22 protein-coding genes are annotated in these 23,891 nt (G+C 33.3%); 8 read left to right on the top strand and 14 right to left on the bottom strand.

The features are described 5' to 3' along the window. Positions 1-28: 28 nt before the first annotated feature. The 3 genes from guaA to bshC all read right to left on the bottom strand — a co-directional run bounded on the left by guaA (position 29) and on the right by bshC (position 4,631). Positions 29-1,564, bottom strand: a complete 1,536-nt coding sequence (gene guaA, locus HB672_RS12620; protein ID WP_167769885.1) for a glutamine-hydrolyzing GMP synthase — start codon at positions 1,562-1,564, stop codon at positions 29-31. A 91-nt stretch (positions 1,565-1,655) separates the two neighbouring features. After that, positions 1,656-3,026 carry an aminotransferase class V-fold PLP-dependent enzyme gene (locus HB672_RS12625; RefSeq protein ID WP_167769886.1) on the bottom strand — a complete coding sequence of 457 codons (1,371 nt, stop codon included), beginning with the start codon at positions 3,024-3,026 and terminating at the stop codon, positions 1,656-1,658. Between the two features lie 3 nt (positions 3,027-3,029). After that, positions 3,030-4,631 (bottom strand): bacillithiol biosynthesis cysteine-adding enzyme BshC, encoded by a 1,602-nt coding sequence (gene bshC, locus HB672_RS12630; protein WP_167769887.1) that lies wholly within the window; start codon positions 4,629-4,631, stop codon positions 3,030-3,032. 189 nt (positions 4,632-4,820) lie between these two features. Between bshC and HB672_RS12635 the strand changes: the two genes are divergently transcribed. The 6 genes from HB672_RS12635 to HB672_RS12660 all read left to right on the top strand — a co-directional run bounded on the left by HB672_RS12635 (position 4,821) and on the right by HB672_RS12660 (position 13,186). Then, positions 4,821-7,292: a M14 metallopeptidase family protein gene (locus HB672_RS12635; RefSeq protein ID WP_244306620.1), complete on the top strand. Its 2,472-nt coding sequence runs from the start codon at positions 4,821-4,823 to the stop codon at positions 7,290-7,292. 11 nt (positions 7,293-7,303) lie between these two features. After that, positions 7,304-10,153 (top strand): pitrilysin family protein, encoded by a 2,850-nt coding sequence (locus HB672_RS12640; RefSeq protein WP_167769888.1) that lies wholly within the window; start codon positions 7,304-7,306, stop codon positions 10,151-10,153. Between the two features lie 16 nt (positions 10,154-10,169). Next, positions 10,170-10,574 carry a hypothetical protein gene (locus tag HB672_RS12645; protein WP_167769889.1) on the top strand — a complete coding sequence of 135 codons (405 nt, stop codon included), beginning with the start codon at positions 10,170-10,172 and terminating at the stop codon, positions 10,572-10,574. Positions 10,575-10,594: 20 nt separating this feature from the next. Further along, a complete protein-coding gene (locus tag HB672_RS12650; protein ID WP_167769890.1) occupies positions 10,595-11,209 on the top strand; it encodes an alpha-ketoglutarate-dependent dioxygenase AlkB in 615 nt (204 codons plus the stop codon). Positions 11,210-11,243: 34 nt separating this feature from the next. Beyond that, positions 11,244-11,798: an outer membrane beta-barrel protein gene (locus tag HB672_RS12655; protein WP_167769891.1), complete on the top strand. Its 555-nt coding sequence runs from the start codon at positions 11,244-11,246 to the stop codon at positions 11,796-11,798. A gap of 77 nt (positions 11,799-11,875) precedes the next feature. Continuing rightward, complete coding sequence (locus HB672_RS12660; RefSeq protein ID WP_167769892.1) at positions 11,876-13,186, top strand: carboxypeptidase-like regulatory domain-containing protein; 1,311 nt, start codon at positions 11,876-11,878, stop codon at positions 13,184-13,186. A gap of 1 nt (position 13,187) precedes the next feature. Here HB672_RS12660 and rimO read toward each other — a convergent pair whose 3' ends face one another. Then, positions 13,188-14,489, bottom strand: coding sequence for a 30S ribosomal protein S12 methylthiotransferase RimO (rimO, locus tag HB672_RS12665; RefSeq protein ID WP_167769893.1), 1,302 nt, complete (start codon positions 14,487-14,489; stop codon positions 13,188-13,190). A 78-nt stretch (positions 14,490-14,567) separates the two neighbouring features. Between rimO and HB672_RS12670 the strand changes: the two genes are divergently transcribed. Further along, entirely contained in the window at positions 14,568-15,653 is a 1,086-nt protein-coding gene (locus HB672_RS12670; RefSeq protein WP_167769894.1) for a serine hydrolase, read from the top strand. Here HB672_RS12670 and HB672_RS12675 read toward each other — a convergent pair. The 10 genes from HB672_RS12675 to HB672_RS12720 all read right to left on the bottom strand — a co-directional run bounded on the left by HB672_RS12675 (position 15,650) and on the right by HB672_RS12720 (position 22,561). Continuing rightward, complete coding sequence (locus HB672_RS12675) at positions 15,650-17,278, bottom strand: amidase family protein (RefSeq protein ID WP_167769895.1); 1,629 nt, start codon at positions 17,276-17,278, stop codon at positions 15,650-15,652. The two genes, HB672_RS12670 and HB672_RS12675, sit on opposite strands and share 4 nt — an antisense overlap. A gap of 39 nt (positions 17,279-17,317) precedes the next feature. Then, positions 17,318-17,746: an SRPBCC domain-containing protein gene (locus HB672_RS12680; RefSeq protein ID WP_167769896.1), complete on the bottom strand. Its 429-nt coding sequence runs from the start codon at positions 17,744-17,746 to the stop codon at positions 17,318-17,320. 3 nt (positions 17,747-17,749) lie between these two features. Next, positions 17,750-18,703, bottom strand: coding sequence for a signal recognition particle-docking protein FtsY (gene ftsY, locus HB672_RS12685; RefSeq protein WP_167769897.1), 954 nt, complete (start codon positions 18,701-18,703; stop codon positions 17,750-17,752). A 185-nt stretch (positions 18,704-18,888) separates the two neighbouring features. Continuing rightward, complete coding sequence (locus HB672_RS12690; protein ID WP_167769898.1) at positions 18,889-19,041, bottom strand: DUF4295 domain-containing protein; 153 nt, start codon at positions 19,039-19,041, stop codon at positions 18,889-18,891. 14 nt (positions 19,042-19,055) lie between these two features. Next, on the bottom strand, positions 19,056-19,238 hold the full coding sequence (gene rpmG, locus HB672_RS12695) for a 50S ribosomal protein L33 (RefSeq protein WP_007648529.1): 183 nt from the start codon (positions 19,236-19,238) through the stop codon (positions 19,056-19,058). 27 nt (positions 19,239-19,265) lie between these two features. Further along, positions 19,266-19,502, bottom strand: a complete 237-nt coding sequence (gene rpmB / locus HB672_RS12700; RefSeq protein ID WP_136842362.1) for a 50S ribosomal protein L28 — start codon at positions 19,500-19,502, stop codon at positions 19,266-19,268. A gap of 82 nt (positions 19,503-19,584) precedes the next feature. Continuing rightward, complete coding sequence (locus HB672_RS12705; protein ID WP_167769899.1) at positions 19,585-20,832, bottom strand: competence/damage-inducible protein A; 1,248 nt, start codon at positions 20,830-20,832, stop codon at positions 19,585-19,587. Then, positions 20,832-21,173: an Hpt domain-containing protein gene (locus HB672_RS12710; RefSeq protein WP_167769900.1), complete on the bottom strand. Its 342-nt coding sequence runs from the start codon at positions 21,171-21,173 to the stop codon at positions 20,832-20,834. The genes HB672_RS12705 and HB672_RS12710 overlap by 1 nt, the downstream gene beginning before the upstream one ends. Continuing rightward, a complete protein-coding gene (locus HB672_RS12715; protein WP_167769901.1) occupies positions 21,174-21,785 on the bottom strand; it encodes a fumarylacetoacetate hydrolase family protein in 612 nt (203 codons plus the stop codon). Beyond that, a complete protein-coding gene (locus tag HB672_RS12720; protein ID WP_167769902.1) occupies positions 21,785-22,561 on the bottom strand; it encodes a 3'-5' exonuclease in 777 nt (258 codons plus the stop codon). Before HB672_RS12720 ends, HB672_RS12715 begins: the two co-directional genes overlap by 1 nt. Before the next feature lie 186 nt (positions 22,562-22,747). Between HB672_RS12720 and HB672_RS12725 the strand changes: the two genes are divergently transcribed. Beyond that, positions 22,748-23,812 (top strand): nickel-binding protein, encoded by a 1,065-nt coding sequence (locus HB672_RS12725; RefSeq protein ID WP_167769903.1) that lies wholly within the window; start codon positions 22,748-22,750, stop codon positions 23,810-23,812. Positions 23,813-23,891 lie beyond the last annotated feature (79 nt).

The raw sequence follows: 23,891 nt of genomic DNA on the forward strand, positions 1-23,891 counted from the left end.
ACTTAGACACAAGCAGGTCACATATATTTTATTCCCATTCAATGGTTGCTGGTGGCTTCGAGCTAATATCATATACTACTCTATTAACGCCTTTCACCTTATTTATTATGTCATTTGATGTTTTTTGCAAAAATTCATACGGTAAATTTACCCAATCGGCTGTCATTCCATCTGTACTTTCTACTGCTCTAAGCGCAACACATTTCTCATACGTACGCTCATCGCCCATCACTCCAACACTGTTTACAGGGAGCAACATTGCTCCAGCTTGCCAAACTTTATCGTATAAACCCCAATCTTTTAAACCATTGATAAAAATGGCATCTACCTCTTGTAATATACGAACTTTTTCAGCTGTAATATCTCCTAGAATCCTGATAGCCAAACCTGGACCAGGAAATGGATGTCTGCCTAATAGCTCTGCATCAATTCCCAAAGAAGCACCTACACGTCTCACCTCATCTTTAAATAAGGCTTTTAATGGCTCTACTACTTTTAGCTTCATAAAGTCTGGCAATCCACCAACATTATGATGACTTTTAATAGTTGCACTTGGTCCTCCAGTTGCCGAAACACTTTCAATAACATCAGGATAAATGGTGCCTTGTGCTAACCACTTAACATCTTCTATTAAATGTGCTTCATCATCAAACACTTCAATGAACGCGCGACCTATTGCTTTACGTTTTTTCTCAGGGTCGCTTTCTCCAGCTAGTGCATCCAAAAAGCGTGCCGAAGCATCAACACCTTTTACATTAAGCCCCATTCCTTCGTATTGATTAAGTACATTTTCGAACTCATTTTTACGAAGCAAACCATTATTTACAAACACGCAGTATAAGTTCTTTCCAATGGCTTTATTCAATAATACAGCAGCTACTGTAGAATCGACTCCACCAGATAATCCAAGAACTACTTTATCGTTTCCAATCTTAGCTTTTAAGGCTTCGACGGTTTCTTCTACAAAAGAATCTGGCGTCCAATCTGGGTTTACTTCAGCAATATTTATTAAAAAGTTTTCTAGTAGTTGCTTTCCGTCTGTAGAATGATAAACTTCAGGATGAAACTGAATTGCAAAGGTAGTTTCTCCATTAATCTTATAAGCTGCATTTTGCACATCATGTGTGCTTGCTAATAATTCACCATTGGTTGGCAATTCTTTAATGGTATCACTATGACTCATCCAAACTTGCGAGCCTTCAGAAATACCTTCTAGAAAAGCTTCACCTTCCTTTACATAAGATAGTTTAGCACGTCCATATTCTCTGGTATTTGAAGGTGCTACATTACCACCAGAAAAATGTGCTAAATATTGTGCACCATAACAAACACCTAATAAAGGTTTTTTACCTCTAATATTCGAAAGATCAGGATGCAAAGCTTCGTCACCTCTTACTGAGAATGGACTTCCAGAAAGGATGACTGCCTTGTAATCGTCAATATTTGTTGGAATTTTGTTGAATGGATGTATCTCGGAATAGATGTTGAGTTCCCTAACTCTACGTGCAATAAGCTGTGTGTATTGCGATCCGAAGTCTAAAATAAGTACCTTGTCGTGTTGCATGTGCAAAAGTAATCATTTGCTATTTTTTAGCAACTTTTAAATTAGAAATTTTTGCTACTTTTCTACAAGTTTTTAACAACAAAAATCCACATTAAGCCATAGTATCTAGAATCATCTTGATATCTTCTTCGGTGGTATCTGGATTAATAAAACAAAAACGAGAAACAGTTTCAAATGTATCTCCGTTTTTCCACTTTGTAGGCGTAACTAAAGCAAATCCCTTGTCGTGATTATCATAAGTCCAATTCGTATAATCTTCTGGAATCCAACCTTTTCTTCTATATAATACACAAGACAAACTAGGTTCTCTAACCAATTCAACATTAGGATTATCTTCAATCATTTTACCAGCTATTTGAGCTAGTTCAATGCCACGTTCAACAGCTTCTTTATATTTATCGGTTCCATGAGTTGCTAATGAGAACCATAAAGGTAATCCTCTCACACGACGTGTCAGTTGTATTTGATAATCGGTTGGGTTAAAACCATGTGCGCCTTCATCTTTAAAAATATCTAAGTACGACCCTTGTTGTGAATGCGCTTTCTTAGCAAATTCGGGACGTCTATAAATAACTGCTCCACAATCGTAAGGTGAAAACATCCATTTATGAGGGTCTATGGTAATACTATCTGCTCTTTCAATTCCGTTGAATAAATGTCGAACAGAATCGGCCACCAAAGCACCTCCTCCATAAGCAGCATCTACATGAAACCAAATTCTTTCGTTATCGCAAACCTCAGCAATACCTTCTAAATCATCAATAATCCCTGCATTGGTAGTTCCTCCTGTAGCTACTACTGCAAAGAGTCTCTTACGTTGATGGAAGTTTAGATTATCAATTGTTTCGCGAAGTGCAACTCCCGTTAGTTTTTCTTCAGAATCCACCAATAGAATATCAACATCGGCCACTTTTGCCATGGCTTTAATTGATGAGTGTGCTCCACTTGATGTTATAATTAACCCTTTTTCTCTCTTATAAGTATCGTCTTCTCTCCAATGCTCACGAGCTGTTACAATAGCAGAAAGGTTTGCAGCAGTTCCGCCACTTGTGAATACTCCAAAGGCACCTTCTGGTAATCCTGTTAAAGAAACAATCCATTTCATGGCTTCGTTTTCACAAAAAATACCTCCAGCACCTTCCATCCAATATGCACCATGAATACTAGACACCGATGTCACCAAATCGAACATTACCGCAGCTCTTGTAGGAGCAGCAGGCACAAATGCCAAATTACGTGGATGATCTACAGGCACATTGGCTTTTGCTAAATGCTCTTTCCATAATTGAAATGCCTTTTCGCCACCAATGCCATGATTAGTAATTGTTTCGCCAACTAAGCTTTTTAGCACTTCGGCTTTTTGAGGTTTTCCAACTTTTTGTTTGGTATGTGAAATGCGATCAATAGCGTATTTCATGACGTCCATGGTCATTTCAATAAGCTCAAAATCTATCTTATGCATGTGTTACAGTTCTAATATTAAAAAATCTCCCTTTAGAGGTTGCAAATTTAATACTAACTGTTGGATTAATTGGTCTCCAAACTCAAGATAAAGTTCAGAAAAATTTAAATTCCGTTCTTGTAAACTTTGACCTGGGAATAATTGGTTTTGAATCTCTGTAATTCGAGATATTTGGTCATTCAATTTTCGTTTTTGTGCTTTTAGTAATCGTTTCTCCAAATTAGCTAACCCTTTGATTTGCTTTTTTTCTTGAGCAGCTACTGCTCCAAGAAAGGATTTATCAGTTTTTTTAGCTAATTCATAAAGTGACTTAAACTGCTTTTGAAGATGTTCTTTTTGTGGTGAGAAATCTATATCTATAGTTGATAATCTTTTAACTTGTTTATTAATTAAATCGTTTTGTTTAGAAAACAATTCATTTAATGACACTCCTAATTTTTTTAGTTTTTCAGATTGTTTTGGTGTTTTAATTAGGACAGAATTACGTAACAACAGTATTGGAAAAGGAGCTTTAACTTCCTTAAAATAATTCTTCAATTGAAACCAATATGCTAATTCTCCTCCTCCTCCAATATAACATAGGTTTGGCAAAATAACTTCTTGATATAAGGGACGCATAATCACATTTGGACTGAATCGTTCAGGGTGCGTATCTAATTCTTCTAAAATTTCGCTTTCAGTAAATGAAATATCAGTATCATTTATAACATAGTTACCATTCTGCTTAACTATTCGTTCACGTAAACCATCTTTTAAATAGAACAGATTAATCTCTCTAGGATTAACTTGTATTTTATAATTACTTGGCAAATCGTTTATATCCTGATTTGTTTGTGACACAGCTTTATAGGAGGTTAGATTTAAAAGTTCTTCTTTAATATAAGGTGCAAAAAGTCTTTTTAAATCTTGATTATTAGCATCAATAATCACTAATCCAAGTTCTTTAAATAATTCATTAGCTATATATCTTGTAGCATCAGCAAGATTCTTATGCTTTAAATAGGCGCTATTAAAAAGTTCCTTCAAAAAATTAGCATTTTGACCTTGACCTAACTCTTTAGAGTAAGTTTCAAAAATTTTATCTAATCCGTTAGTATCTAATTCTCCAACACCTCCGCTTGCGTCTCTATTCCATCTAACTTTTTTGCCTTTAAAATTGAAATAGTTAATCTCATCAAAATCATGATCTTCACTAGCCATCCAATAGATTGGCACAAAATTATGCTTAGGGTATTTAGCTTTTAATTCTTTAGTAAGATTAATTGTTGAAATTATTTTATACAAAAAATACAAAGGACCTGTGAACAAATTAAGCTGATGTCCTGTTGTTATTGTAAATGCATTTGGTTCTTTTAACAAAGCAATATTATCAAACGTAGCCTTTGAAGTTTCAACATGTTCGTATTGCTTTTTTAATGCAGAAACTAATACATTGCGATTAGCTATGCTATAACTTGTAGCTTTCTCGTTAATCTGGTCTTTAAAGTTTTCCAGCTTTGGAAAACGGTTATAAAAAGGTTGTAATTCTTGATGTTCATCAAGATAATCACATATTAAAGAAGAAAAATAGTTAGTGTCTCTAAACGGAATACAATCGGTTGGCATAGTTAGCTTTCAAATCTTTTGTAAATATACTGCTCTTTTATCTATTTGAAATTTTCACTTGGTTAAAAAAAGACTAAAATTTAACTGTTTTCTTCAAACGCTAATTTTTTGCAAAAAATATGTTCAAAACTACCAATGTTCGCTTTGGGTTTATATCTTTATAGCTACTATTTTTTAAATCAACCAATAATGCAAAATTTTTATAGAATCGTATTAGTCGTTTTATGTTCAGTTTCCATTACAATGGCGCAACAAATTAAAACGCCAAGTGAGTTTTTAGGCTATGAATTAGGAACTCAATTTTCAAGAAATCATCAAGTTGTAGATTATTTTAAACACGTTGCTTCTACTATGCCAAATCAGGTAAAATTAGAACAATATGGTGAAACCTATGAGCGTAGACCTTTGATTCATGCTTACATCTCTTCTGAGGAGAATATGAAAAACCTTGAAACCATTAGAGAAAATAATTTAAAAAATGCAGGTATCATGTCTGGTGCTCCTTCAAATACTGATATTGTTATTGTTTGGTTGAGTTATAATGTTCATGGTGATGAAGCATCTAGTACCGAAGCTTCAATGAATACTATTTATAAGCTTTTGACGGAGAGACAAGAATTACTAAAAAACACAGTGGTTATTATTGATCCTTGTATTAATCCTGATGGTCGTGACCGTTATGCCAATTGGTACAACGAAACTAAAAGTACACCTTTTGATATAGACCCACAATCAAGCGAACACTCACAACCTTGGCCTGGAGGTAGAGCAAATCACTACTTATTTGATTTAAATAGAGATTGGGCTTGGACCTCTCAAAAAGAATCGATTGCTAGAATTAAAGTGTATAATAAATGGATGCCACAAATTCATGTGGATTTTCATGAACAAGGCATCAACAGTCCTTACTATTTTGCACCAGCAGCTGAGCCTTATCATGAGTTAATAACCGATTGGCAAAGAGATTTTCAATTCCAAATAGGACGGAATCATGCAAAATATTTTGACCCTCAAGGTTGGTTGTATTTTACTAGAGAAAGCTTTGATTTATTGTATCCAAGTTATGGTGATACCTATCCAACATACATGGGAGCTATTGGTATGACTTACGAACAAGCTGGTGGTGGTCGTGGTGCTTTAGGTGTAAAAACATCCGAAGGTCATGTATTAACTCTAAAAGATAGAATTGCACATCACACTACAAGTGGATTATCGACCGTTGAAATATCTTCTAAAAACGCTTCAAAATTAAACGAAGAGTTTAATAAGTTTTTCAAAAATGATGGCTTAAAATACAAAAGCTATGTCATGTCTGGAAACCCAGAGAAAATTGATGCTCTAAAAACTTTATTGGACAGACATGAAATTGCTTATGGCTATGCAACAAGTAAAAAAGTAACTGGTCATAAATACTCTACCAATGCTAATGGAAGTATGAATACTACTTCTAACGATTTGGTCGTAAGTACCAATCAACCAAAAGGTAAAATGATAAAAGCTTTGTTTGAACCAAACGCCAAATTAAGTGACTCTTTAACTTACGATATTACTGCATGGAGTTTGCCTTACGCTTATGGTTTAGAAACAATAGCTAGTACAAGTTTAGTTAGTTCGCAATCTCGACTTGCCCCACCTCCTCCAGTTCCTCCGTTATCTAAAACTTATGGTTATGTAAGTGACTGGAATTCTTTGAAAGATGCTAAATTTCTAGCAATGCTATTAAACAAGAATATTAAAGTGCGTTTTAATCATGAACCATTTTCTCAAAATGGCAATACTTTCAATAGAGGTTCTTTAATTATTCTCCAACGAGATAATACGCACATTGAAAACTTTACAATCGAACTGAGTGAAATTGCTGTAAAAAACCAACAACGTTTAAAAGAAATTCAAACAGGCTTTTCTGATAAATTCCCAGATATGGGGTCATCGTCTATCAGGCTTATCAATAAAACAAGAATTGCTATGATTTCTGGTGAAGGAACATCGTCATTAAGCTATGGCGCTACGTGGCACTTCTTTGAGCAGCAATTAAAATATCCTGTAACATCTATTAATTCTGAAGATTTTGGAAGAGTAAATCTAGCTGAATACGATGTATTAATTTTACCTAGTGGTAGTTACAGAAGTATGCTTAACGACAGTGGCATGAGCAAGTTACAAGATTGGATGCGTTCTGGTGGAAAAGTAATTGCTATTGATAGAGCTTTAAGCACTTTTGCTGGCAAAAAAGGATTTGGCTTAAAATACAATGATAATGATGACGACAACGAATCAAACAATTTAATTCCTTATGCAGATAGACAGCGTGAATCTGCCAAAAATATGATTACTGGTGCCATTTTTAAAACAAACGTAGATAATACTCATCCAATGGCATATGGATATTCTAAAGACTATTTTACTTTAAAATTAGGAGGAACTTCTTATAGTTTATTAGACAGAGGCTCAAACGTTGCTCATATTGGAGATGATGTTATGAAAGTATCAGGTTTTGCTGGAATTAACGCTCAAAAAGGACTTAAAAACTCCCTAGTCTTTGGAGAAGAGCGCCAAGGTAGAGGAAGCATTATATACATGGTAGACAATACACTTTTTAGAAGTTTTTGGGAAAATGGAAAACTATTTTTTGTAAACGCCATTTTCTTTGCAAATAATTAAAATCAATCAAAATGAAAATCACTAAAACACTATTAATCCTATTGGTTTTTATCGTTACATCTTGCGCTAACGAAACAAAAACCACTGCAGACAACAAAGAATTTAAAGTAGAATTTGAAGAGTTTACTTTAGACAATGGCTTATCAGTAATTTTCCATGTAGACAGATCAGATCCTGTAGTTGCAGTAGCACTTACAAGTCATGTTGGTTCTGCTAGAGAAATTGAAGGACGTACTGGGTTTGCACACTTATTTGAGCATTTACTTTTTTTAGAATCTGAAAACCTTGGAAAAGGTGGTTTAGATAAAATGAGTGCTCGAATTGGAGGCTCAGGTGCCAATGGTTCGACAAGTAGAGATCGTACTAACTATTTTCAAACCGTTCCAAAGGACGCACTTGAAAAAATGATTTGGGCAGAAGCAGACAAACTAGGTTTTTTTATTAATACAGTGACAGAACCAGTTTTAGCTAAAGAAAAACAAGTAGTTAAAAACGAAAAACGTCAAGGTGTTGACAACAACCCTTATGGACATACACAATATGTCATCGATAAAAATTTATACCCTGAAGGGCATCCGTATAGTTGGCAAGTAATAGGCTCGCTTGAAGATTTACAAAATGCAACACTTCAAGATGTAAAAGATTTTTATAACCGTTGGTACGTGCCAAACAATGTAACCTTAACAATTGCTGGTGATTTTGACACTGCTCAAGCAAAGCAATGGGTTGAAAAATATTTTAGTGAAATAAAACGTGGTGAGGATATTCCAAAAATGGCAAAACAACCTGTTGAGCTATCTGAAACTAAAAAGCTGTTTTATGAAGATAACTTTGCACGTTTACCACAGTTAACGATTGCGTGGCCTGGTGTTTATCAATATCATGATGATTCTTATGCGTTGAGTGTATTAGCAAGCTATTTATCAAGAGGTAAAGCTGCGCCTTTATATAAATCGATTGTTGAAGAACATCAACTAGCAAGTAATGTGAGTTTGTCTCAATACAATTCAGAAATTGCTGGACAAGTAATGCTACGTGTTACAGCGTTTAACGGAACAAAACTAGACAATGTTCAAAGCGCCATTAATGAGGCTTTCTCCAAATTTGAAGCAGAAGGTATTCCTCAAAAAGATTTAGACAGAATTAAAGCTGGTCAGGAAACTGCGTTTTATAACGGACTGTCAAGTGTATTAGGAAAAGGGTTTCAATTAGCACAGTATAACATATTTGCTGAAGATCCTTCGTATATCAATGAAGATGTAAAAAAGATATTGGCAGTTACAGCTAACGATGTGATGCGTGTGTATAATGCCTACATAAAAAATCAAAATTATGTAGCCACTAGTTTTGTTCCAAAAGGACAAGCTGATTTAGCACTAGTTGATTCTAAATTAGCAGAAGTTGTTGAAGAAAAAATTGTAGAAGGTGCTGAGGAAGAATTCGACCCAAGCATCGTAGCAACCTATGAAAAAACCCCATCAAGTTTTGATAGATCTATAGAACCTCCTTATGGAGGCAGTCCAGATGTAAAAGTTCCAGAAGTTTGGAAAGAGTCTTTATCCTCTGGCATGAATTTGTTGGGCATAGAAAACAATGAAGTGCCATTGGTACAATTTAGAATACAGATTAAAGGTGGTATGTTGCTTGAGGATATTAATAAAATTGGTGTGTCCAACTTATTAGCTAATATGCTCACTAAAGGAACAAAAAACAAAACACCAGAAGAGCTTGAAAATGCTATTCAAAGTTTAGGAGCCTCCATTAATGCGTTTGCATCGAACGAAGCAATTACCATTTCTGGAAATTCTCTTGCTAAAAACTATAAAGCTACGATGGCTTTAGTAGAAGAAATATTATTAGAGCCACGTTGGGACATTGATGAATTTGCATTATTAAAACAAAGTACTATAAGTCAAATTCAGCGTCAAAAAGGAAATCCAAATAGTATTGCATCTATAGAGTTTGCTAAACTAACGTATGGAGATGACCATATTTTATCAAAAAATAATATTGGCACGGAAGCTTCAGTAAATACTATTACTATTGAGGACCTACAAGACTATTATACAAACAATGTTTCGCCAACAGTAACCAGTTTTCATATTGTTGGAGATATTACACAAAAGGAGGTCTTGAATTCTTTAAAAAATTTAGATAGTAATTGGGAAGCTAAGGAAGTGTTATTTCCAGAAATTGCATCACCAATGGCTCCTGAGGTATCTAAAGTCTACTTTTACGATGTACCTAATGCAAAACAATCGGTAATTAGGTTTGGTTATCCAGCTTTAGCTGCAACAGATGCTGATTATTATCCTGCAAGTGTTTTAAATTATCGTCTAGGTGGTGGTGGGTTTGCATCTCAATTAACTCAAGAACTTAGAGAAGGTAAAGGGTACACTTATGGTATTGGCTCTGGGTTTTCTGGTTCAAACATTAAAGGTGCTTTTACTATTTCTAGCGGCGTTAGATCTAATGTAACTTTAGAATCGGCTAGTTTAGTAAAAGAAATTGTAGAAAACTACGGTAAAAATTATACCGAAAAAGACTTAGAAATCACCAAAGGCTTTATGATTAAAAGCAATGCAAGAGCTTTCGAAACTCTAGGGTCTAAACTAGGAATGTTAAGTAATATTAGTAATTACAATCTGCCAGATGATTATGCAAAACAGCGCGAAGCTATTGTAAAAGCGATGACTGTTGAAGATATTAAACAACTCGCGGACAAATATTTAGATGTCAATAAAATGAATTACATGGTTGTTGGTGATGCCAAAACCCAAATGGGTAAACTAGAAGCCTTAGGTTTTGGAAAACCAATTCTCTTAAATGAAGTTGAAGCGAAATCGAATATTGAGCAGTAGATAATTATCTTTTATAATGATTGAAAAGAAGAAATTTTTATTAGATGAAAGATTGGAATCTTCTAAAGAAATATCCTATTCAATCTTTCACTGTGCTTTTAATAGTGACGGTGGATCTATAGATACTCCAATAGGTAGAATTGAGATTAAGAGAAGACAGTCTGGAGACGGATTTAATGAACATACTGAAATTAGAATATTAATGCGTAATGGTGTTTTTAAAAAATGGAGACAGTTAAAAATTATTAAATCACCTAAAAAGCTAAATAGAATAGAAAAAATCATTTCTAAATCCGAACTCAATAAAATTATAAAGGAATTAATTGAAGTAGAAAAAATTTCAGAACCTTACACAATTTATAATTGTATTGAAAACGTAGAAGATTATAGAGCTTTTGGAAAACTTTATAATTGGGATTAAAAAAGCACCTATTATAAACTGTGAAACTTTTTAACGACATCATAGACGAAACCAAAAACCTTTTACCAAAAGATGGTGTGGTTAATTACTATGGGAAAATCATTCCAGAAGCATTAGCTAACACCATTTTTATTAATCTATTAGAAAACCTAAATTGGAAACACGATGAAGCTACAGTTTATGGCAAACATTACATAACCAAACGTAAAGTAGCTTGGTATGGTGATAAAACTTTTGAATATACCTATTCAGGAAAAACAAAAAAAGCCTTACCATTGACTCCTGGATTATTAAAACTAAAACAATTGGTTGAGCTTAAAACAGGAGAAACCTTTAATTCGTGTCTTTGTAACCTTTACCATAATGGAGAAGAAACTATGGGTTGGCATAGTGATGGTGAAAAAGATTTAAAGAAACATGGAGCCATAGCATCCTTAAGCTTTGGAGCTGAACGTAAATTTGCCTTTAAACATAAGCAAACCAAAGAAAAGTGCGAGTTTCTATTAGAACACGGAAGTTTATTGGTCATGACTGGAACCACTCAAGAACATTGGTTGCATCGTTTACCACCAACCAAAAAAATTAAAAACCCAAGAGTTAATTTAACTTTTAGAACCATTGTAGAAAACAATTAATGGTATAACTTTACTCAACTTGAAAATGATAATTATGAAAAAATTTATACTCGCAACAGTTTTAATGTTTTTTGTTGGACACATTTCTGCACAAGACGAAGAGATAATTATACCAGAAATAGGATTTGGGTTAAAAGCAGGTTTAAACTCCATGCACAATAAAACTGTGAATGAATCCAGTGATAATGTTCAAAAAAAATCTGGTGTTTATATTGGTGCTTTTGTGAATATACCAACCTCAGATATTTTTAGTGTGCAACCAGAAATTATTTATTCTTCCACCGAATTTCAAGGCAGAAACAATGCAAGTTTTTTGCACATTCCTGTATTGTTAAATTTTGAATTAGGAAATGGATTTTCTGGATTCATAGGTCCCGAAGGTCAGGTTTTAATTGACTTAGGTGAAGCTGAAAACAGCGATTTATACAACTCATTTATGTTTGGATTTACTTTTGGAGCAAGATATCAAATCACACCAAACTTTTATATTGAAGGTAGGCCTTACTTTGCTTTATCGAAGTTTATTGAAGAAGATTCTGGCTATAGAAAATTTAATACCCTACAAATTGGATTGGCATTTAAATTTTAAAAAAATCTAGGTTAAAATCTAAAAAATCAGTATCTTAAAGGCTCTTACCTCTTACAACAAATAAAAATAAAGTTATCATGAAAAAGGGATACTTAAAACAGAACAAAACAAGCTTCGTTACACTTTTAGTATTATTTACTTTTTTGGTTTTTAATCAAAATACTTCCGCCTTAGCTTTTCAAGAAACTTCACAGTCTTTTGACGAATATAAAGGTCGTGTTATTGGTAATGACACTAAAAAACCATTAGTATTTGCTGATGTTTCAGTAATTAACTCTAATATTAGTACTATCACCAATAAAGAAGGTGAGTTTACTTTAAAAGTGCCTAAATCATTATCTGGCAATAGTGTTAAAGTGTCTTTTCTTGGTTATGAAACTCAAGAAGTTCCATTAAGAAACCTAAAAGGAGAGAACAATACAATTACATTAAATGTTATTACTACTCAACTATCGCAAGTAAACATTAACGTTCCTAAAGATGCTCGTGCACTTGTAAAGGCCACATTAGAAAATCGTGAGGAGAAATATGTAAACGAGAAAACCTTAATGACTGCTTTTTATAGGGAAACCATAAAAAAACGCAATAAAAATGCCTCTTTAGCTGAAGCTGTTGTTAAGATTTATAAAGAACCTTATTCAACATCTAAGAGAGATGCTGTAGAACTTGTGAAATCTAGAAAAAACACTAATTACTCTAGATTGGATACTTTGGCTGTAAAACTACAGGGAGGTCCATTTAGTGCTTTATATTCTGATATTGTTAAGTACAAAGACTATATTTTTGATGAAGAATTATTTGACTACTACAATTTTAATTTTGGTAATTCAACTCAAATAAATGATCGTCAAGTATATGTTGTAAATTTTGAGCAACAACCAAATATAGTAACACCATTATATAGAGGTAAATTATATATTGATGCTGAAACTTTCGCTTTAGTAAGTGCCAATTATAGCTTAAATGTTGAAAACAAAGATGAAGCAGTAAAACTGTTTATTAGAAAAAAACCTCGATTAGTTAGAGTAGAACCAGAAGAAGCTTTGTATCGTGTAGATTATAAAACAACACCTGATGGCAAATGGTATTATAGTTATAGTAATGTGCAATTAGCATTTAGAGTAAAATGGCGTAAAAAACTATTTAGTAGTATTTACACTTTAAATATAGAAATGGCCATAACCGATTGGACAACAAATATTACCTCTACTTTAAATAAAGACAACAGAATAAGACCAACGGTAATTTTAAGTGATCAAGCTTCAGGATTTTCGGACCCAGAATTTTGGGGAGAATATAACATTATAGAACCTGAAAAATCAATAGAATCTGCTATTCGAAAAATTTCAAGACAACTTGAAAAAATCGAAAGAAAAGAAAAAGAGTAAATTAAACAACCTCAGCATAAAGATCGAAGTCTGCTGCATCAGTGATTTTTACTGTAGCAAATTCTCCTGTTTTTAGATATGTTTTAGTTGCATCAATAAGCACTTCATTATCTACATCTGGAGAATCAAATTCTGTGCGTCCAACAAAGTAATCGCCTTCTTTTCTGTCGATAACCACTTTAAACTCCTGCCCTATTTTTTCTTGATTTAATTCCCAAGAAATTTGAGACTGTATTTCCATGATTTCATTTGCTCTCTCTTGCTTCACCTCTTGTGGCACATCATCTTCTAGATTATAAGCGTGTGTATTTTCTTCATGTGAGTAAGTAAAACAACCTAAGCGTTCAAAACGCATATCAATTACCCAATCTTTAAGCTTCTGGTAATCTTCTTCGGTTTCTCCAGGATAACCAACAATAAGTGTTGTTCTAATCGTCATATTAGGAACTTTTGCTCTAAATTCCTTTAACAGCTTTGTCGTTTTTTCTTGAGTTGTTCCACGACGCATGCTTTTTAAAATACTATCGGAAATATGTTGTAATGGTATGTCTAAATAATTACAAATTTTAGGCTCTCTATTCATCACATCTAGCACATCCATTGGAAAACCAGTTGGAAATGCATAATGAAGGCGAATCCACTCAATGCCGTCAACTTTTACTAAAGCATCCAGAAGTTCAGCTAAATTACGTTTCTTATATAAATCAAGTCCGTAATACGTTAAATCTTGGGCAATAAGTATGAGTTCTTTTACACCATTGGCAGCTAGTTTTTCAGCTTCAATTACAATCTCTTCAATTGGTGTCGATTTATGCTTCCCTCTCATTAAAGGAATTGCACAAAAACTACAAGGTCTATCACAACCTTCAGCTATCTTTAAATAAGCGTAATTTTTTGGTGTAGTTGTTAAACGCTCACCTATAAGTTCATGCTTATAGTCTGCACCAAGGGCTTTTAATAAATTTGGTAATTCGGTGGTTCCAAAATACTGATCTACATCAGGAATTTCCTTTTCTAAATCTGGCTTATAACGCTCACTTAAACAACCAGTCACAAACACTTTATCGACATCGCCTTCCTCCTTTTTTTGAAGATATTCAAGGATTGTATTTACACTTTCTTCCTTAGCATTATTAATAAAACCACAAGTGTTTATCACTACAATATTCCCTTCTTCTTCATGTACAACGTCTTTATTATTCGCTTTTAGTTGTCCCATCAACACCTCACTGTCGTAAACATTTTTAGAGCATCCTAATGTTACTACGTTGATTTTATTCTTTTTAAGTGACTTTGTCCTCATGCCTTAATTTTGGTTTGCAAAGATACAATCTAATTTAAACCTTTCATATATTTGAGAGTCTTATTAAAAACCCTACTTATGAAAAATATGCAGTTTTATCTATTTATCATTTGTTCTGTACTTTTATTTAATTGCTCTTCAAGCAATGATTCTGATATAATTGATGAAAACATAATAACAGATTCTAAAATTTATTTTCCATCGATTATATCAAATGAATGGGAAACAACACCTTTAGAGGAACTAGATTGGAATGAAGCTAATTTACAATCACTTCTCGATTTTTTAGAACAAAAAAATACCAAAAGTTTTATCATACTTCATGAAGGCAAAATAGTAGTAGAAGAATATTTTAATGATCATAATTCAACTTTACCATGGTATTGGGCTAGTGCAGGAAAAACACTTACCACTGCTATTGTTGGTATTGCTGAAGACGAAGGTTTAATAAATATTGACAATAAAGTATCAGACTATATAGGAACTGGGTGGACAAGTGCTCCACTAGATAAAGAAAATCTTATTACTTGTAAAAACCTTCTATCTATGACTTCTGGCTTAGATGACAGTTTAGGTGATAGCACATCTCCTGAAGATTTACAATATATATCTGATGCTGGAAGCCGTTGGGCATATCATAATGTATATGTAAAGCTACAAGATGTCATTGCTCAAAACAGCAATCAAACTTGGTCAAACTACTTTAATTCTAAACTAAAGAATAAAATTGGGATGTCTGGCTCTTGGGTACAGAATAACGATTTTAATGTGTATTGGAGTAATGCAAAAAGTATGGCTCGTTTTGGACTTTTAATCTACGCTAAAGGAAAATGGGAAAATGAACAAATAGTCCCTGAAGGTTATTTGAATGACGCTATAAATACTTCTCAAGACATCAATGAAGCATATGGGTATTTATGGTGGCTTAATGGAAAATCAACGTATCATTTACCACAAAGTCAATTTGAATTTTCCGGTAAATTAATACCTAATGCGCCAAACGACATGTATAGTGCTTTAGGGAAAAATGACCAGAAAATATACATCGTACCCAGCAAAAAATTAGTCATTGTTAGGATGGGAAACTCTGCTGATAATGTGAATTTTGCGCTTTCTTCTTTTGACAATGACCTTTGGGAAAAGATAAGCACCTTAATTAACTAGTTATAATTTACTGGAGGTACTCGTTTCTTCGATGCTTGTTCGTATACATAAGCCCATTCTAATAAGGTTTTTTCACTCAAAGGCTTTGAGATAAACGTTAATCCTCTTGGGCGACCGCTTTCTTGATAACCCATTGGAACCGTTAGTGCTGGATATTCAGCTGTGGCTGCCCAACCTGCGTGAAAATTATTGATTGATAAAAAGCCATCAAGATTTTGCTTCTCAATAGGTGTATCAAAATACAATCTACTTTTTGTCTTTAAATCGGTTTTAATAGAATCTAGATATTGCAAACTCCCTGGATCATCTACAATGCCTTTAAAGAGTCTTTGTCCGTAAGGTGCGCGATTTAACGAGTCTAGATTGTTAAAATTTATCACATCCTGAACAGAAGTAACTTCTACAACATTTGCAGCATGATTAGCTAGATATTCTGGCAAATCTTTTTTCATATCTAGATTTAACAAGCTTATAAATCCTGAACGTTGCACATCAATTTCATCAACCTCAACAACTTCAGCACCATTGTCACGTAACACTTTAATAGCATTTGCATATAAAGAGTCTTCCATAAGTCTCTTAAAAGCACCAAATCGTTTGCCTTCAATGCTGCTTTCGGAAAGCGATTCAGAATAACTCAAAACCTGACTTTTAATTGCTTTTGAATCTGAATCATCAAAACCACTCATAGCATCCAACATTATGGCATTATCAATCACATTTTTAGTCATTGGTCCAGGTGTATCTAAAGTTGACGAAATAGGCACAATACCACTTCTACTCAATAAACCAATAGTAGGTTTTAACCCAACTATAGAATTAGAACTGGAAGGCGATAAAATAGACCCTGACGTTTCACTACCTACAGCACCAACACTAAAGTTTGTAGCTACAGACACACCACTTCCTGAACTTGAACCTCCAGTATCCATAGTTCGTCTGCCATAAGGATTTAATGTTTGTCCACCAATGGCGCTATACCCACTTGGACAATCACCACAAAAGAAATAAGCCCATTCGCTTAAATTTGCTTTCCCTAAAATAAGTGCGCCATTACTTTTTAAACGTTCGGTAATAAAAGCATCTTCTGAAGTATTCTCCTGTAATGCCACAGCACCAGCAGTTGTTGTCATTCCAGAAGCATTGATATTGTCTTTTAATAAAATTGGCATTCCAAAAATTTGATGTGGTGGCACAACAAATTGGGTGTTGTCAGCCTTTTTTGCTTCATCAATCACATTTGGGTTTAAGGCAATTATAGAGTTTAGTGACAACTCATTTTCTCTATCGAACTTTCTTATACGATACAAATAAAATTTGGTAAGTACTTCATAAGATAAATCGCCGTTAGTAATATGTTTTTGAAGCGTTGGAATATCTTGCTCTAATACAAGTGGTTTTAACTTATTATAAGTTTCTTCTGTGAAATCTTCTAAATCCTTATTGAACGGTTTCCACAACTCTTCTTTACTAATATATCTAGAATCTAATACTCGAAACTCTCTAAAATCAGTTGAGTCTTTAACAACTTCAAGAATTTCTCTCTCGGTTGTTACAGTTGAAGATGTATCATTTTTACAAGAAAAAACAAGGGCAATAAGAAGAAAATATAAAATGTTACGCATAATTAATATTTTGAATAAAAATACTAATTATTTTAATCACTAATTCCTTTCGTCAAAAGGAACAATCTTTCCTTCTTCTAAATAATTTTTTAGGTCGTTGAGCAACATTGCCCAACAAAATGATGAGTTTTTAAATTCGTTATTCTCTTTTAGCCAATTTACATGACTAAACTTTAACAACGTACCATTTTTTGTATCTACTAAATCAAAACCAAATGTGGTTGGATTCCAATCATCATCAGATTTTGTCATTTTTAAATGAAAAGATTCGTTTGGTTTTACTTGTGACACTTTGCAGTACCAATCGTATTCATCGGTAAAGTTTAAGTTGTATTCTGCATGTAATTCTGGTTTTCCAGAACTTTTCAACGTCCACCAATTATCTAAATGTTTTGGTAAAGTCACCGCATCAAATACTTCTTTTGGAGAAGTATTAATTACTAGATTATGGTAAATATTAAAACTCATTAATTATTTAAAAAACGAATCTACAAACTCGTATTTATTAAACACTTGTAAATCCTCAATCCCTTCTCCAACGCCTATATATTTTACAGGAATTTGAAATTCATCACTAATACCAATAACAACGCCTCCTTTGGCTGTCCCATCTAATTTGGTGACTGCCAACGATGTTACTTCGGTTGCTGCAGTAAATTGTTTTGCTTGTTCAAAGGCATTTTGACCTGTAGAGCCATCTAATACTAATAATACATCGTGAGGCGCATCGTCAACTACTTTTTGCATCACTCGTTTTACTTTGGTAAGCTCATTCATTAAGTTGACTTTATTATGCAAACGTCCAGCAGTATCAATAATTACAACATCAGCATTCTGAGAGACTCCAGATTCTAATGCGTCAAATGCTACAGACGCAGGATCGCTTCCCATAGATTGCTTTACAATTGGAATATCTACACGATCTGCCCAAACTTGTAATTGGTCTATCGCTGCTGCTCTAAAGGTATCTGCTGCTCCTAAAACAACATTCAACCCTTGCTTTTTAAATTGATATGCCAATTTACCAATGGTTGTGGTTTTTCCGACACCATTTACACCAACCACCATAATCACATGCGGTTTTTGAGTGTCAGGAATAGTAAATTCAGTCGCTTCACCTGAATTAGTCTCTGATAATAATCCAGCAATTTCTTCTCTTAGTATCTTGTTTAATTCTGATGTTCCTAGGTATTTGTCTTTTGCAACTCTGGCTTCAATGCGTTCTATGACTTTTAAAGTAGTATTTACACCAACGTCACTAGTTACTAAAATCTCTTCCAAATTATCAAGAACATCGTCATCAACTTTAGATTTTCCAGCAACTGCTTTGTTAAGTTTGTTGAAAAATGAGGTTTTAGATTTTTCTAATCCTTTATCTAGTGTTTCCTTTTTTTCTGAGGAAAATATCTTTTTAAATAAACTCATGTATTGTTATATATTACTTAATTTAGAAATAGCAATATTCTTGCCTAAAGACAATTTCTGCTACATTGTCATTAAATCGTGCATAAAGAAAATAAATATTTCTTGAAGATTGCCTATTATAAGGTATAAAAAAAGCTGCTTTCTATAAGAAAGCAGCTTGAAATATCTTGATTATAAAAAATAATTTATTTTTTATTCAAAAAGTCGTTTACTTGTTCTGGTGCCATAATTGATTCAACAAACATATAGGCTCCTGATTTTGGAGACTTTACCATTTTAATAGCCTTTGTTAATCTTTTAGATCCAGTTTGTAATGATGCTACTGATTTCTTTGCCATGATTCAATTATTTTTTACTTGATTTCTTTATGAACTGTCATACGCTTTAAGATTGGATTAAATTTCTTAATCTCCATTCTATCAGGCGTGTTCTTTTTATTTTTTGTTGTAATATATCTAGAAGTTCCTGGTTGTCCAGATTCTTTATGCTCTGTGCACTCTAATATTACTTGAATTCTATTTCCTTTCTTTGCCATTGTACTACTATTTAAACTGTGAGGCTATTATTTTAAAAATCCTTTAGACTTAGCTTCTTTAATTGCAGCAGAAATACCAACTCTATTGATAGTTTTTAATGCAGCAGCAGAAACTTTTAAAGTCACCCACTTATCTTCTTCAGGAATGTAAAAACGTTTTTTAAGTAAGTTCGCATTAAACTTACGCTTAGTTTTATTCATTGCATGCGAAACGTTGTTTCCAACCATCGCTTTTTTTCCAGTAAGTTCACAAACTCTTGACATGATATCTAACTTTAAAAATATTGTTATTTTAAAACGAGGTGCAAATTTACGAATTCTTTAATGTTTGACAAACTTTATTTTGTCAATTTTTAAAAATTTCTTTTTGAAGCATTTCAAAAGCTTTATTTACAGCTTTATTAATCACTTTTGTTCGATGATTTCCTAGGCTAAATATTTCTGAAAAAACACCATTAGGAGTAGCAATAGCAATACATACAGTCCCAACTTCAACATTTGCATCACCTTTTGTTGGTCCTGCATTTCCTGTTGTGGCAATAGCATAATCTGTTTTAAACAATTTTTGCACACTTTTTGCCATAGCTTCTGCTACTTGAGTACTAACCAAAGAATATTTATTAATTAAATCTTTGTTAATTTTTAATACATCTATTTTAGCTTCGGTGGAATAACTTACCACACTGCCTTTAAAATAGACTGATGCTCCTGAATTTGCTGTGATTCTTTCGGCTATCTTGCCTCCTGTACAACTTTCGGCTGTTGCCAAAGTTTTCCCTAGGCTTGTTAGTTTTTCTCCAATTAATACTTCAATTGCGCCATTTTCTTCAAAACCAGCAAACTCCTTTTCTATTTGAGGTAATAACATTTCTATTTGCTTGTTCATTTCGGCAATCAATAGCTCCTCGTTTGTTCCTTTTGCAGATAAACGTAGTCTTACCATACCTAAATTAGGCAAATAAGCAAGTTTTATAAAAGTTGGAAGATTATCTTCCCAATCTTCAATTTTTTCAGCAAGTTTACTTTCTCCTAGACCATAAGTAAGCAGTGTTTTATGCAAAATAAAAGGTAATTCAAATTGTTCTTTAAGCCGAGGCAGCACTTCATGATTCATTAAAGCCTTCATTTCAAAAGGCACACCTGGAAGTGATATAAATGCCTTATTTTTCTTTTCTAACCACATACCTGGAGCACTCCCAAAATGATTCATTAAAACCTTTGCTTTGGAAGGCACTAAGGCTTGATCGATATTAACCTGTGAAAGCTCCTGTTTGATATACTTTTTCCAAAGTTTTTTAATGTTTTGCAAAACAGCTTCGCTTTGCACCAATGAGTCACTAAAATAATCCGCAAGGGTATTTTTGGTAATATCGTCCTTTGTTGGTCCTAAACCTCCAGTAATAATTATGATATCGGCGTTTTCTTCGGCTTCTTTTAAAGATTTTAGGATGTGTTCTTTATCGTCTTGGACAGACGTAATTTGGTAAACAGATACGCCAATCTTGTTCAGTTCTTTTGAAATAAATGCCGAATTGGTGTCAACTACTTGACCAATGAGAATCTCATCACCAATAGTAATTATCTCTGCTTGCATTATAAATTGAAATCTGACCTAATCTCTTCTACTGCCTTACTAACTGCGCTGAGTACAATTTCTAGTTTTTCGAAAATATCCTTATCGCGCTGCTCAAATTTTCCCCAATCCTGAACTTCTATTAAGTCATCTAAAACACCAAGTTCAAATAAGTCTATAGTAGGTTTCATTTTGTGGGCAGATTTGTATGCAGCTAAATAGTCTTTACTTACAACAGCTGTTTGTAAAAGGAGTGCGTCTTCTGGCACTTCTTCTATAAACGTCATAGCTAAAGTTTTAATAAAATCGGTATCGTTATCAGCCAATTCTCTTACTCTATCGAGTTTGTAATGTTGTTCCATTTATTTAACTGTTATTGAAAACATTTCTTCGTTTTCTATAAATCCTTTTAGTTTATCGTTAGCAACTACCTTGCCAACTCCTGCAGGTGTGCCTGTAAAGATAATATCTCCAATCTTTAAAGTAAAATATTTTGACACATATTCGATTAACTCATCTATCTTCCAAAGCATTAAATTGGTGTTTCCATCTTGCACAATGGTGTCATTTTTATGTAAAGTGAAGCTAATATTGTCAACGTTTTTAAAATTAGTTTTAGGCAACCATTTCCCTATAACCGCTGCGCCATCAAAGGCTTTGGCCTTTTCCCATGGCAATCCTTTAGACTTTAATTGACTTTGCAAATCGCGTGCTGTAAAGTCTATACCCAGACCAATTTCATCGTAATATTTATGTGCGAATTTTCGGTCTATGTGTTTGCCAACTTTATTGATTTTTACTAAAATTTCAACTTCATGGTGTACATCATTAGAAAAATCTGGGATAAAAAACGGTTGTTTTTTTAGTAAAATAGCAGTGTCTGGTTTTAAAAACACCACAGGATCTTTAGGTTTTTCGTTTTCTAACTCTTCTATATGTTTGGTATAATTTCTACCTATGCAAATTAACTTCATTAGAATAATTTATTATTAAAGCTACGTAACTTAATAGCTGTTAATACTTTTTTTGTGTATAACGGAAAATCGGCATTTAGCAACCATCCAAAATAACCAGGTTCTTTCTCTAGAACTTCGGTCACTAATTTTCCTTTATGCTTACCAAATGAGAAGCACTCTTCTCCTTTTTTGTTATAATTAATAAATCCTGCAAAATCGGCAAACTTCTTTCTTGAGCTAAACTCAGCTAAAAATTTAGTGTCATTTTCCAATTCGTCATATTTTTCTATTTGCGATTTAAGCACTTCATAAGTTGCTTTTGTATCAGCTTCGGCGCTATGTGCATCTTCTAGGCTTTCATCGCAATAAAACTTATAGGCTGCACTTAAAGTACGTTGTTCCATTTTATGAAAGATAGTTTGTACATCTACAGCCACACGGTTTTTCATGTCGAAATCTATCTCAGCTCTTAGCATTTCTTCGGCTAACAACGGAATATCAAAACGATTGGAATTGAAGCCTCCTAAATCGGAATCTTTAATCATGTTATGGACATCCTTAGCAATGTCTTTAAAAGTAGGTTCGTTAGCCACTTTTTCGTTGGTAATACCATGAATAGCAATCACCTCGTTAGGAATAACCATTCCTGGGTTAACCAACCATGTTTTACTTTCTTCTGTTCCGTTAGGATACACTTTTAGAATTGAAATTTCTACAACACGATCTTTAGAGATATTTATACCTGTTGTTTCAAGATCGAAAAAACAAATAGGCTTTGTTAAATTTAACTGCATTAATCAACTATTTTTCTAAACACAAAGGTAAATAGAATAAACAAAAAAGAGCCTTTTGAAATTAAAAACCTCATTTGACTATGTTAAAAAAATAGTCGATATTAGTTTTCAACTTATATAAAAATTAAAATACTAGACATATAAGTCTCATTTGATTATTCATAACTCTAACACAAATAAAATATTATGCCTTTATACATGGATATTCACAATGTTGACACTGATGAATTTTCTGCTGAAGATGTTGTAAAAGCTCACATGGAAGATTTAGCGATACAAGATCAATTTGGTGTTAAACAATTAAAGTACTGGGTAAATGAGCAAGCAAAAACAATATTTTGTTTGATGGAAGGACCAAACAAAGATGCATGTAATCAGGTACACTTAAAGTCACACGGAAATACAGCTTGTAATATCATTGAAGTAGCGGACAATGAATACAATTTATTTATGGGACAAGGTACAGATGTGGATGACTTGGCAAAAACAGACTCTGGAGACCTTGATTCTGGATACAGAACAATTCTTCTTGTCAATATTTTGAGCTTTTCTAATAATAATCGAAGATATTTTAGCAAAATTAAAGAGCTAGTTCTAGAGTACAATGGTGTAGTTGTACGTGAGCCTAACAATCAAATTATGATTACATTCATATATGCTACAGATGGCATCTCTTGTGCATCAGATATTATGAAATTCATCAATACTTCAAATGACTTAGAATTTAATTTAGCCGTAGTAAGTGGCAAACCTGTAGATGAAGAAGGTTCGGCTTTTTTTGAAGTAGCCAAAGCAAAAATTAATAAGGTTTGTTCTCTAGGTTTAAATAAGAAAATGTATCTGGACAAAGAGACTATTCTAATTTCAGAAAAAGAAATTCAAGAACCAAAAGAAAAACTGAGCAACTTTACCGTTCTCAATAATGATGACTTTGTCTTTTCTTCTAATCTTCACGATGTAATCAAAAAACACTTTACACGCTCCGATTTTAACAGTGAAGAATTAATCTCAGAAATTGGATTAAGCAAATCACAAGTAAGTCGTAAAGTAAAATCTTTAACTGGATTAGCTCCAAATCAACTCATACAAGAATCAAGACTCCAATGCGCTTTGAATAACATTGCTTCAAGTCATAAAACTATTGCGGAGATTGCCTACGACACAGGATTCAATAGTCCAACATACTTTACTCGTGTTTTCAAAAAAAGATTTGGAATTTTACCCACAGATTTCATAAAGCAACTGAGATAATCAAAGAATAATTGAATTTGAATCAATTGTACCAGTATTTGAATCAATTGTGAAATATTGTCTTACATACATGTTCTAA

This window comes from Gaetbulibacter sp. S0825 (genome assembly GCF_011777505.1).
Taxonomy (GTDB): domain Bacteria; phylum Bacteroidota; class Bacteroidia; order Flavobacteriales; family Flavobacteriaceae; genus Pontimicrobium.

Coding starts and splice junctions, on each gene's coding strand:
- guaA (WP_167769885.1), bottom strand. CDS start 1,564: ATGCAACACGACAAGGTACTTATTTTAGACTTCGGATCGCAATACACA.
- HB672_RS12625 (WP_167769886.1), bottom strand. CDS start 3,026: ATGCATAAGATAGATTTTGAGCTTATTGAAATGACCATGGACGTCATG.
- bshC (WP_167769887.1), bottom strand. CDS start 4,631: ATGCCAACCGATTGTATTCCGTTTAGAGACACTAACTATTTTTCTTCT.
- HB672_RS12635 (WP_244306620.1), top strand. CDS start 4,821: ATGCAAAATTTTTATAGAATCGTATTAGTCGTTTTATGTTCAGTTTCC.
- HB672_RS12640 (WP_167769888.1), top strand. CDS start 7,304: ATGAAAATCACTAAAACACTATTAATCCTATTGGTTTTTATCGTTACA.
- HB672_RS12645 (WP_167769889.1), top strand. CDS start 10,170: ATGATTGAAAAGAAGAAATTTTTATTAGATGAAAGATTGGAATCTTCT.
- HB672_RS12655 (WP_167769891.1), top strand. CDS start 11,244: ATGAAAAAATTTATACTCGCAACAGTTTTAATGTTTTTTGTTGGACAC.
- HB672_RS12660 (WP_167769892.1), top strand. CDS start 11,876: ATGAAAAAGGGATACTTAAAACAGAACAAAACAAGCTTCGTTACACTT.
- rimO (WP_167769893.1), bottom strand. CDS start 14,489: ATGAGGACAAAGTCACTTAAAAAGAATAAAATCAACGTAGTAACATTA.
- HB672_RS12670 (WP_167769894.1), top strand. CDS start 14,568: ATGAAAAATATGCAGTTTTATCTATTTATCATTTGTTCTGTACTTTTA.
- HB672_RS12675 (WP_167769895.1), bottom strand. CDS start 17,278: ATGCGTAACATTTTATATTTTCTTCTTATTGCCCTTGTTTTTTCTTGT.
- HB672_RS12680 (WP_167769896.1), bottom strand. CDS start 17,746: ATGAGTTTTAATATTTACCATAATCTAGTAATTAATACTTCTCCAAAA.
- ftsY (WP_167769897.1), bottom strand. CDS start 18,703: ATGAGTTTATTTAAAAAGATATTTTCCTCAGAAAAAAAGGAAACACTA.
- HB672_RS12690 (WP_167769898.1), bottom strand. CDS start 19,041: ATGGCAAAGAAATCAGTAGCATCATTACAAACTGGATCTAAAAGATTA.
- rpmG (WP_007648529.1), bottom strand. CDS start 19,238: ATGGCAAAGAAAGGAAATAGAATTCAAGTAATATTAGAGTGCACAGAG.
- rpmB (WP_136842362.1), bottom strand. CDS start 19,502: ATGTCAAGAGTTTGTGAACTTACTGGAAAAAAAGCGATGGTTGGAAAC.
- HB672_RS12705 (WP_167769899.1), bottom strand. CDS start 20,832: ATGCAAGCAGAGATAATTACTATTGGTGATGAGATTCTCATTGGTCAA.
- HB672_RS12710 (WP_167769900.1), bottom strand. CDS start 21,173: ATGGAACAACATTACAAACTCGATAGAGTAAGAGAATTGGCTGATAAC.
- HB672_RS12715 (WP_167769901.1), bottom strand. CDS start 21,785: ATGAAGTTAATTTGCATAGGTAGAAATTATACCAAACATATAGAAGAG.
- HB672_RS12720 (WP_167769902.1), bottom strand. CDS start 22,561: ATGCAGTTAAATTTAACAAAGCCTATTTGTTTTTTCGATCTTGAAACA.
- HB672_RS12725 (WP_167769903.1), top strand. CDS start 22,748: ATGCCTTTATACATGGATATTCACAATGTTGACACTGATGAATTTTCT.